The following is a 9,570-nucleotide window of genomic DNA, read 5'->3' as shown; positions in this document are numbered from 1 at the left end:
CACAAGTATTTATGTAAATCACAAGTATTTATGTAAAACACAAGTATTTATGTAAATCACAAGTATTTATGTAAATCACAAGTATTTATGTAAATCACAAGTATTTATGTAAAACACAAGTATTTATGTAAATCACAAGTATTTATGTAAATCACAAGTATTTATGTAAATCACAAGTATTTATGTAAATCACAAGTATTTATGTAGTTTAGTACAAAAGTCTCTTATGGTGCTTGCAATAACAGGATAAGATACCGCGATAACACTCAGTTTCAATCCCGAATCTTTCGTGAGTAAATATCCAAAAAAGACTTGACAATTGGCCGGAAAACCGTTAAAAATAAATAAGCCCCTACACCTACAAGTGATAGGGACTCTCTGTTGTAATTCAGAATCTAGAAGCGACTGCACTGACCTGTATCAAGCCGTTCTAAAGATTCTTGTCGCAGACTTCTGCAATTGATCAGCGTAGATCTGCGTGCATCTGCGGTTCAAAGTAGTAAAAACGAAAAAGGCCGTCTGAACTCCTAATTCAGACAGAACCCTCGTTTTGGCTAGAAAACTCCAGGTGGTTTGACCTCTTAACTTCAGACCACCAACAGCACACCTAACCACAAAATATATGTGCCAACATTTTAGCGCAAAAGATGGACAATTGTATCCTAACCCTTTAGGCTGGCAAGTCCGTACCATGCTGATTGCTATAGCCCAACTGGTAGTGAAAGGCAGGGGCATCGTTAACCCGCCAGACTTTAGCCACCTGAGTAATGACCAAATTTACGATTTCATAGCTAAGTTTGGACAAGCTCAATAGCTATGTAACCTTTCTGATGATTAGCGTTCAGACAAAAACTTATCCGATCGCGAATCAGCCCAAAGGTTAGGAATCTGATAAAAAGCGCGATCGCCCTTCCCATCCAAAAAATAGGACAATGGTAAAAGGCGATCGCACTTCACCTAAATGCTTAATACGATCGCACTTTTTCCTGTTTTTCCTGCAAAAACTCTGCCAAGTCGCAGACTTCAGCAATTCATCAGCGTTTATCTGCGTGCATCTGCGGTTAAAAATCCCCCTCAATTCCCTGACAACAAAGTTAATGTCCCAATAGCTTATCCCGCAAATGCTTAATCCGATCGCGCAATTTACCCGCCTCCTCAAACTCCAACTTCTTAGCCGCCGCCTTCATCTGCGCTTCCAACCGCCCGATTAACTGAGGAATCTCATCCAAAGATAACTCGTTTACCTGTTCGTAAACCTCCTCCAACTGCTGAGAATTCAGCTTGCGCGACACGTCCAAAAATGCCAAAATTGCATTACTCGATCGCTTTTTCGCGATCGGCTGCGGCGTAATCCCGTGCATCTTATTGTACGCTAGCTGAATCCCCCGGCGTCGATCCGTTTCGTCGATCGCCTTAACCATACTATCCGTCATATTATCCGCGTACAAAATAGCCTGTCCCTGAACGTGCCGCGCCGCCCTTCCAATCGTTTGAATCAACGAACGTCCCGATCGCAAAAACCCCTCTTTATCCGCATCCAAAATTACCACCAGCGAAACTTCCGGCAAATCCAAACCTTCCCGCAGCAAGTTAACACCAATCAATACATCAAACTTACCATCCTGCAAATCTTGGATAATTTCGATGCGTTGAATTGACTGAATTTCCGAGTGCAAATACCGGACTTTAATCGCCCTCTCCTGCAAATATTCGGTTAAATCTTCCGCCATCCGCTTCGTTAAAGTCGTCACCAAAACTCGCTCGTCCCGACTTACTCTCTCCTTGATTTCCCCCAACAAATCATCAATTTGCCCTTCCGTCGGGCGCACAAAAATTGTCGGATCTATGACTCCGGTAGGGCGAATTACTTGCTCTGCAACTCTGCCTTCGGATATTTCCATTTCCCAATCCCCCGGCGTAGCAGAAACAAAAATGCACTGATTTTCTTTTGCCCAGAATTCCTCTGCTTTTAAAGGGCGGTTATCTGCCGCGCTCGGCAAGCGAAAACCGTGTTCTATCAATACTTTTTTGCGCGCTTGGTCGCCGTTGTACATCCCCCGAATTTGCGGCACTGTGACGTGAGATTCATCTATCACCAACATCCAATCTTTCGGGAAATAATCAATCAAACATTCTGGCGGTTCCCCCGCATTTCTCCCTGCTAAATGCCTCGAATAATTCTCGACTCCGTTGCAGTATCCTACCTCGCGCAGCATTTCCAAATCGTAGCGAGTGCGCTGTTCCAACCGCTGAGCTTCTAATAGTTTACCCTGTTTTTCAAATTCTGTCAGCCGGTCTTCTAATTCGAGTTCTATTCCTTGGCAAGCTGCCTCTAATTTATCTTCCGCCGTGACAAAGTGACGCGCTGGATAAATATTTAAAGCGGTTGTACTTTGGATAATTTTACCAGTTACGGGGTCAACGTAGCGAATGGCATCAATTTCGTCGCCGAAGAATTCAACGCGAATAATTCTATCTTCGTAAGCCGGGCCAATTTCCAAAACATCGCCTTTGACGCGAAATTTGCCTCTGCCTAAATCTATGTCGTTGCGGCTGTATTGGACGTTAACTAAATCGCGCAAAACTTGCCGCTGGTTGACTTCCATTCCTACTTGCAAAGGAATAGCCGCTTTCAGGTATTCTGCAGGCATTCCCAAACCGTAGATGCAGCTAATTGAAGCAACTACAATCACGTCGCGGCGTTCAAAGAGCGATCGCGTGGCGGAGTGCCGCAACATATCGATCTCGTCGTTAATTGCTGCCGTTTTCTCAATGAAAGTATCGGTGACGGCGATGTATGCTTCAGGTTGGTAGTAGTCGTAATAACTGACAAAGTATTCGACTGCATTGTTCGGGAAAAAATTTCGCAGTTCGTTGCACAGTTGAGCTGCCAGGGTTTTGTTGTGTGCTAGAACTAAGGTGGGTCTGCCGACTTTTTCAATCACCGAGGCAATGGAGAAGGTTTTGCCCGTACCTGTGGCGCCGAGTAAGGTTTGAAATCGATCGCCAGCTTCGATGCCTTTGACGAGTTGGGCGATCGCTAGCGGTTGGTCGCCTGTGGGCTGGAAGGGCGCTTGCAATTGAAAAGATGCTGCCGCAGTTACCATAGGAAAATGTAGCTATTACCCATAAATCTTAACAAAAATGCAGAGATTCTGCAATTTCGTTAAAAAAATAGTTAGACTTTGTAATATTATTTTAATCATCGGCCGAAATAGCAAGCAGAAAGCCAAGAAAAGCAGTTGTCCGCACCCAGCAATCAACGTCCAAAAATAAGCGAGGAAAAGAATTATGGATACGAGCAGTACAGGTACAAGCAAAAGCAAAGCGATCGCCCGTCGCGGTAAAGGCAGTTCCAAAAGCCAACCGACACCACCCACGGATGCGAAAGCAACAGGAATCCAACTTTATCGGCCGCAACTCATGCATGACAACCGCCCTGTCGGCCCAGACGATTTTACCATCAGCGAGACCGTCTCGATGTCGGGGAACCGCCCGATCGGCATTAGCACCCTGCACCTCAGCGAAACCTACGGCATTGTAGGCAATCGCCCGGTAGAATCCAGCGACTTTGAAGTGGTTGCTACAATCGGCAATCGCCCGATCGGCTCCAGCGCCATGCAAGTCAGTGAAATGTTCAGTATGTCCGGTGCTCGCCCTATTGCAATCAGCACTCTTCACATTGATGAAGTTTACTCCACAATGGGAGGAAACCGCCCCATTGCCTCCAACGAAATTGACGATAGCTCGACCTTAATGGGATTTTTAGATTAATTAGTCAGTTGTTAGTTGTTAAGCTGTTGCGGCATTTAAATTGTTTGTCAAAAAACAATCAAACAATGAGTGGGGTGTCCCGCCCGCACCGAATATACAATTTAAATGCGCGACAGCTTAGTTGTTAGTTGTTGGTTGTTAGTTGTTATCTGCTATCAATAACTAATAACTAATAACCACAGCCAACAGTCAACAGTCAACAGTCAACAGCCCACAAACTACTTCTCGATACCCTGATATTTACTCAATAAAGCAGCAAAGCGCTTGTAATCCACAGGCTTCCTCACATACTCCGCGGCTCCCAATTCCAACCCCTGATTTTGGTCGTCCAAAAAAGTTATCATAATCACTGGAATATCAACCAAATCTTGATCTGCTTTCAACGCCGACAGCACCGCCCAGCCGTCCATACTCGGCATCATCACGTCCAGAATAATCGCGTCGGGCAGCAACTCCTTAGCCAACAGAAGCCCCCCTTCACCGCTAGCCGACGATCGCACCCGAAATCCCTGTTTCGATAAGCAGCGGGTCATCAAATCTCGCGCGTCTGGATCGTCGTCAATCACCAGCACAGTAGCAGCATCGGGCAGATCCAGCGGTTGCGATCGCAGTTCTTTTTGCTTCGCTTCAGTCGCCGCTGCACTCGTGTCTAACTCCTGGGAAGACTCAGCCTGAATTTCTGGGATTTCTCGATCTTCCCGCGCTTCTTTCGGGTTTTTAACCGCAATCGGCAACCGGATCGTAAAACTAGAACCGCAGCCAAACTCGCTCTCAACGGTAATATCTCCGCCCATCATCTGGCAAAATCTCCGGCTAATTGTCAGCCCCAAACCGGTGCCGCCGTATTTGCGCGTAGTAGAATCGTCCGCTTGAGCGAAAGCTCCGAATAGCCTCGACACCTGATCCTCAGTCATGCCGATGCCGGTATCGGTTACTTGAAACACGATCAAAGGCTGTTGACAACGAGAAGGATCTGCCCAGAGTTCTGCGGAATTGTCGATCGGCAAAACCTCCCCTTCTTCTTTCCAAACATTAATCGTAATTTTGCCTTGATCTGTAAACTTAGCAGCATTGCTTGCCAAATTTAACAGCGCTTGTCCCAGCTTCCCCGAATCAGCGTATATCGTGCCAATATTGCGATCACAATTGACGATCAAAGTATTGCCATTTTTCCCTAGCGTCGGTTGAACAGTAGTGACAACCTGCTCGAGCAAATCCAACACCTCAAAAGTCTCCAAGAAAAGAGTCATCTTTCCTGCTTCAATTTTAGAAATATCCAGGATGTCACTAATAATGTTGAGCAACTGCTTGCCTGCCATATTAATGCTTGCCAAATCCATGACAAACTCTTCTTCGCCGAGTTCCAGAGCCTCTTCTTGCAGCAGCTCGCTGTAGCCGATAATCGCATTCAAAGGCGTCCGCAACTCGTGAGTCATATTTGCCAAAAAAGTGCTTTTCGCCCGGTTGGCAGCTTCCGCAGCATTCTTAGCGACTTCCAATTCCTCCGATCGTTCCTCTAGCTGCCGCTGCCGCACTTCCAAACCGTTGAGCAAACTGCTAATTTGCTGAGCCATTGTATTGAGAGTAGAAGATAACACCCCGATCGCGTCATTAGAAACCACAGGCGATCGAGCCGTAAAATCACCGCTGGCCATCAGTTCCGCAGTTTCCCGCAGCAAGCCGAGATTCCGAATAATTGCCGAAACCGAGACAAAAGCCACTATCCCCGCGATCAAACTCAAAACTGAAGCCCCCAGCAGCCAGTGCTGAGTGCGGCTCGCCACTGCCAGAGTTTGCTGCACCAGCACCGCCATTGCTGCCTCAGAAACCCCCGCCGGAGTTGAGGCAGCTTTTATTGTCAGCAAATAGTTCTTCATCTCCACAGAACCCATCCACCCGACTCCCACCGCCATCCAAGTTATGAGTACCAAGATGACAAACAGCCCGCTCAAAGACGCCCGAGTTCCCAGAGAAATCGGCCTCGGAGCAAGTGCCGCCGCCCAAGGATAGGTTTTGAGAAAAGGATCTGGCGGAACCGGTGCGCCCGAATTCCAAATCTCCTCAATTTGACCGTCCGACCGCACCTTACCAATCCGCACTGTTTTCCAGATATGCTGCGTTTGGGCATCTATTTTTACCTTCCCCGATGGCGCTGCAAACTCAATATTTTTAGCAGCAGCCCTGACTTTAACCACATCTGTCGAACCAGCTTTTTCTACTGCTTGCTTCCACAGGTAAACGCCCAAATAAGCTGCTGCGATCGGGTCATCCGTGACTCGATTTTCCCCGTATCGGGCTTTATAAGCCTTGACAAATTTCCGATTTTCCGGTGTGTCCACCGTTTGAAAATAGTTCCAAACCACCCAATGTCCAGCAATATTGGACGGCCCGATCGCCCGCACTTCCTCTTCTGCTACGCTAACCGACATCACCGGCAAATCATCGGGGTTCACGCCAGCTTCCCGCAACTTTTGGAAAAAAGCCACATTGCTATCGCCGTTGAGAGTGTTGAGAATAGCATCTGGTTTCACTGCTAAGATATGTGCGATCGCCTCGCCCACTTCCCTCGATCCCAGCGGCAGATACACTTCCCCCGCCAACTCTCCCCCCAGTGCCGCCAGTTGAGCTTTCACAATCCGATTTGCTGTGCGGGGAAAGAGATAGTCCGAACCCAACAGGAAAATTTTCCGCTTTCCCTGTCTCAGCAAGTAATTCACCCCAGGCACAATCTGTTGGTTCGGGGCAGCACCAGTGTAGAAAATATTCGGACACTGTTCTAGCCCTTCATACTGCACCGGATAGAACAGCAACCCGTTGCCGTGCTCGAAAGCAGGCAGTACAGCTTTGCGGCACGCCGAAGTCCAACAGCCAAATACCACCGCCACCTGCGCTTCTAAGAGCAATTGCTTAGCTTTTTGAGCAAAAGTCTGCAAATCGCTGGCTCCATCTTCTATAACCGCTTCCAAGGGGCGTCCGAGCACCCCTCCGGCCGCATTAATTTCCTCAACCGCCAACAGCGTCGCATCTTTAACAGAAATTTCGCTGATGGACATCGTGCCCGTCAGCGAATGCAACACACCTATTTTGATCGGCTCACGAGTTGGGCCGGCTGCTTCGAGGGGGTTACTGCTCCTTGCTCCCATAGGGTTTTAGATAATTTTTACTAATAACAGAAATTTTAGTTCGATCCTGCTGGAAGTTAGCCTTGACGCTAACTCTTGTTTAGCAGACTATTTAACCCGATCGCCACCAAACTTGGGAATTGCTGCACCCTACAGATTTTAACTTTCCAACTCTCAGCATAGACTTAAGTCTGCACTAAACTGCCTCCCATTTCTCTCTTCATCTTTTACCGATGTCCAAAGAGCCTCATAGCACAACATTCCACACTTAATGCCATCGCTCGCGCCGCAGAAAAATTCTCCCCCCTCCTCCCCTTTTCCCAACTCATTCACTGCCCGCGCCTTGCGACCCACCAAGCAATCTCACGCACTATTCCCCTTCCCCTATCTCCTTTGGGGCTAATGGAAGTTTCCGTAATTTATCTTAACTATAGAACTCAAAATTATTCACCAGCCCCTATCTCCCTTGAGGTAGATGGAAGTCTTCGTGATTTCCGTTATCTTAAGTATAAGGTTAACTTCTAAGTACCCTTGTTAAAAATAAATTTTGCAAACAATAGGGGAAAAACTAATGAATAGTCAAGAAAACGCCACCCACACGGCCAGCGAAAATCAAGTCACTGTACCAAAATCTAGGGAAATATTGCTCGGCGAGGAAACAGAAAAAGCCCTCGGTCAGCAAAAAAAAGAAGATGCTCAAACTATGCGCGCTGTGGAACAGTTGAAAGAAGAACTTCAGCACAAAATAGATGAAGAATGTCATCAAAAGGTAGATTAAAACTAATACGGATTTTTTTCGGTGTGGGTAAGATGCAATCTTGCCCACACTCGCTTTGGGAAGGCAGAATTAAATAAAAATTGATACTTTTAAATTATTTGGGGTATGAAAAAAAACTCCGGGAAGCGGGGTTGACCATCCACCCGCTTTTTTACACAAATACTTCGTTGCAGCCACCAGAAACGGTGAAAAAAAACCTATAAGTATGAAAGTGGCAGGCTGTCCAAGACATAAAAATAACTTTTCCATCTTCCATCTTCATTTTTTATTCATTCTTTCTTCCTAGAGGTAGATTGCAACGCAGCTCCTAGTTACCTATGATGAGTTTATTAAGTAGAAAATGTCTGATTAAATACAGATAGGGAGAAAACCATGAGCACTGAAGATAGAGCAAAGGCAACTGGCAACAACATCGCAGGCAAAGCTCAAGAAGCCCTAGGCAATGTTACTGGCGACCCGAAAGATAAAGCAGAAGGCAAAGCCAAGCAGGCCAAAGCTGAAGCTGGTCACGCGATCGAAGATGTAAAAGATGAGCTCAAAAAGAAACTAGACTAAGCCTAATAATATAGGCATTGAGAGGGTCGAGCAACCTGACCCTTTCAACTATTCCAAATGTTTTAGGAACGGAGGAAAAAAGGTGAGTTTATTGCAGCAGAGTCGCAAAATAATTGCAGGCGTACTTTTGGTATTAATGCTGGCAGTTACTACTGCCTGCGCGCCCAGCGTTTCCGCCCAAAAACCGACTGATATACCCGTAGCAATTGGTGGCAGTCAGGGTTATTACGCGCAGCTAGAACGTGGCAATACCGCCGCAGGTCAAGATTTCGGTCAATGGGTAACAAAGACGGCTAAGGGCTTGGTTCAGGATGCTTATGTGCGCGACAATAACAAATTGGGAGTTGTAATTACCCCGCAAGTCCGCCCGACTGAAGTGAAAGATTTGGCGAAATCTTTAGCACAAGGTTTTCACCGCAATTTCCCAAATCAGGATGTAAGTGTTTTGGTTTACGCTCCTGACAAAAAGTTAATTTTGACTGCTAAGTACGATCAGCAATCAAATCAGATTGAATACAAGTCTTGACCGAGTTAGCAAGCTTAAATGATAGTCGCGTGGCGGTTTAATATTCCGCAGTTTTTTGAAGGCTAAACCATCTCAATTTAAGACTGAAATGTTGTGTAGATTGGAAGAGAGTTACCATGAGTAGCAGCGATAATTACAAGCGTCAAATCATGAACGATTTAGCCCAGGGCGATCGAGAAATTATGCCGGAGACAACGGGTGAAGATTACGAAAACTTTGACGATTTTGCTCAGAGAACTTCCCCTGCTCAGCGCAAACAATTATTCGGGCGTTCCCTGAATCACGACTCCCTCCCGCCGGCTCAGTTGGAACCGGAATTGCAAAAGGCGATCGCCCAAATTAAGCCAAATGAACGCGACGATGTAGCACGGGAATTCTTCAAGCATTTGGGCAAGAGAGGATTGAACGATCGCCAATTGGAAAAGCAGCTAGGACTTTCTACCCACCACGCCAGCCGCATGAATGCTGACGATGTTACCAAGTTGGCCTCGTTCACCTATCACAATCACCCGGATATTTTCCAAGAAGTGCTAGCCGAACAGCCGAGTTTGATGAAGTTTTTAGGCAATCCAGTTGTTGCTGGTATTTTGGGAATAGTTGCGGCTAAATGGCTCAACAACCGTAAATAATCTTGGATTCAGACAAGCTGCAAAGCTGATAGTACGTGCACCAAATAAAAGGACGATCGCCAGCGCGATCGTCCTTTTATATTTTATATCTAGTCCTGTAGTAAAATAGGGTTCTTCCTTACTTACTATGCTAAATCAATAGTTAAAGGCGTAAAATCAATTTAACAAATATGTCAAAATGTAAAC

Annotated in this window: 9 protein-coding genes; 6 read left to right on the top strand and 3 right to left on the bottom strand. The window is 46.2% G+C overall.

All coding sequences use genetic code 11. The features are described 5' to 3' along the window. The first annotated feature begins 622 nt into the window (after positions 1 to 622). Positions 623 to 814: a hypothetical protein gene (locus QT979_RS19125; protein ID WP_333219776.1), complete on the top strand. Its 192-nt coding sequence runs from the start codon at positions 623 to 625 to the stop codon at positions 812 to 814. 280 nt (positions 815 to 1,094) lie between these two features. On the opposite strand, the gene uvrB is transcribed toward QT979_RS19125, so the two are convergent. Further along, positions 1,095 to 3,107 carry an excinuclease ABC subunit UvrB gene (gene uvrB, locus QT979_RS19120; RefSeq protein ID WP_333311400.1) on the bottom strand — a complete coding sequence of 671 codons (2,013 nt, stop codon included), beginning with the start codon at positions 3,105 to 3,107 and terminating at the stop codon, positions 1,095 to 1,097. Positions 3,108 to 3,291: 184 nt separating this feature from the next. Between uvrB and QT979_RS19115 the strand changes: the two genes are divergently transcribed. Further along, the gene (locus QT979_RS19115; protein WP_333214475.1) at positions 3,292 to 3,774 is read left to right on the top strand and encodes a hypothetical protein; all 483 of its coding nucleotides are present in this window, start codon (positions 3,292 to 3,294) and stop codon (positions 3,772 to 3,774) included. Positions 3,775 to 3,992: 218 nt separating this feature from the next. Here QT979_RS19115 and urtA read toward each other — a convergent pair whose 3' ends face one another. Next, positions 3,993 to 6,917 carry an urea ABC transporter substrate-binding protein gene (gene urtA, locus QT979_RS19110; RefSeq protein ID WP_333311399.1) on the bottom strand — a complete coding sequence of 975 codons (2,925 nt, stop codon included), beginning with the start codon at positions 6,915 to 6,917 and terminating at the stop codon, positions 3,993 to 3,995. Between the two features lie 550 nt (positions 6,918 to 7,467). Between urtA and QT979_RS19105 the strand changes: the two genes are divergently transcribed. Next, positions 7,468 to 7,674 (top strand): hypothetical protein, encoded by a 207-nt coding sequence (locus tag QT979_RS19105; protein ID WP_333214471.1) that lies wholly within the window; start codon positions 7,468 to 7,470, stop codon positions 7,672 to 7,674. 69 nt (positions 7,675 to 7,743) lie between these two features. Here QT979_RS19105 and QT979_RS19100 read toward each other — a convergent pair whose 3' ends face one another. Beyond that, positions 7,744 to 7,923 (bottom strand): hypothetical protein, encoded by a 180-nt coding sequence (locus tag QT979_RS19100; RefSeq protein WP_333311398.1) that lies wholly within the window; start codon positions 7,921 to 7,923, stop codon positions 7,744 to 7,746. Between the two features lie 123 nt (positions 7,924 to 8,046). Between QT979_RS19100 and QT979_RS19095 the strand changes: the two genes are divergently transcribed. From QT979_RS19095 to QT979_RS19085, 3 genes are all read left to right on the top strand, one after another. After that, positions 8,047 to 8,229 carry a CsbD family protein gene (locus QT979_RS19095; RefSeq protein ID WP_333034601.1) on the top strand — a complete coding sequence of 61 codons (183 nt, stop codon included), beginning with the start codon at positions 8,047 to 8,049 and terminating at the stop codon, positions 8,227 to 8,229. 82 nt (positions 8,230 to 8,311) lie between these two features. Continuing rightward, positions 8,312 to 8,755, top strand: a complete 444-nt coding sequence (locus QT979_RS19090; protein WP_333214469.1) for a hypothetical protein — start codon at positions 8,312 to 8,314, stop codon at positions 8,753 to 8,755. Between the two features lie 116 nt (positions 8,756 to 8,871). Then, a complete protein-coding gene (locus QT979_RS19085) occupies positions 8,872 to 9,384 on the top strand; it encodes a hypothetical protein (protein WP_333214467.1) in 513 nt (170 codons plus the stop codon). The last annotated feature ends 186 nt before the right edge of the window (positions 9,385 to 9,570 follow it).

Source organism: Microcoleus sp. w2-18bC1, from assembly GCF_036700365.1.
Lineage (GTDB): Bacteria > Cyanobacteriota > Cyanobacteriia > Cyanobacteriales > Microcoleaceae > Microcoleus.
The sequence above is the reverse complement of the archived record's forward strand: the minus strand, read 5'-3'. Positions and strand labels throughout refer to the sequence as shown.

Excerpts from the sequence above, each read along its gene's own strand:
- QT979_RS19100 (WP_333311398.1), bottom strand. The coding sequence starts at position 7,923 with ATGGAAAAGTTATTTTTATGTCTTGGACAGCCTGCCACTTTCATACTT.
- QT979_RS19115 (WP_333214475.1), top strand. The coding sequence starts at position 3,292 with ATGGATACGAGCAGTACAGGTACAAGCAAAAGCAAAGCGATCGCCCGT.
- QT979_RS19095 (WP_333034601.1), top strand. The coding sequence starts at position 8,047 with ATGAGCACTGAAGATAGAGCAAAGGCAACTGGCAACAACATCGCAGGC.
- uvrB (WP_333311400.1), bottom strand. The coding sequence starts at position 3,107 with ATGGTAACTGCGGCAGCATCTTTTCAATTGCAAGCGCCCTTCCAGCCC.
- QT979_RS19105 (WP_333214471.1), top strand. The coding sequence starts at position 7,468 with ATGAATAGTCAAGAAAACGCCACCCACACGGCCAGCGAAAATCAAGTC.
- QT979_RS19085 (WP_333214467.1), top strand. The coding sequence starts at position 8,872 with ATGAGTAGCAGCGATAATTACAAGCGTCAAATCATGAACGATTTAGCC.
- QT979_RS19125 (WP_333219776.1), top strand. The coding sequence starts at position 623 with ATGTGCCAACATTTTAGCGCAAAAGATGGACAATTGTATCCTAACCCT.
- urtA (WP_333311399.1), bottom strand. The coding sequence starts at position 6,917 with ATGGGAGCAAGGAGCAGTAACCCCCTCGAAGCAGCCGGCCCAACTCGT.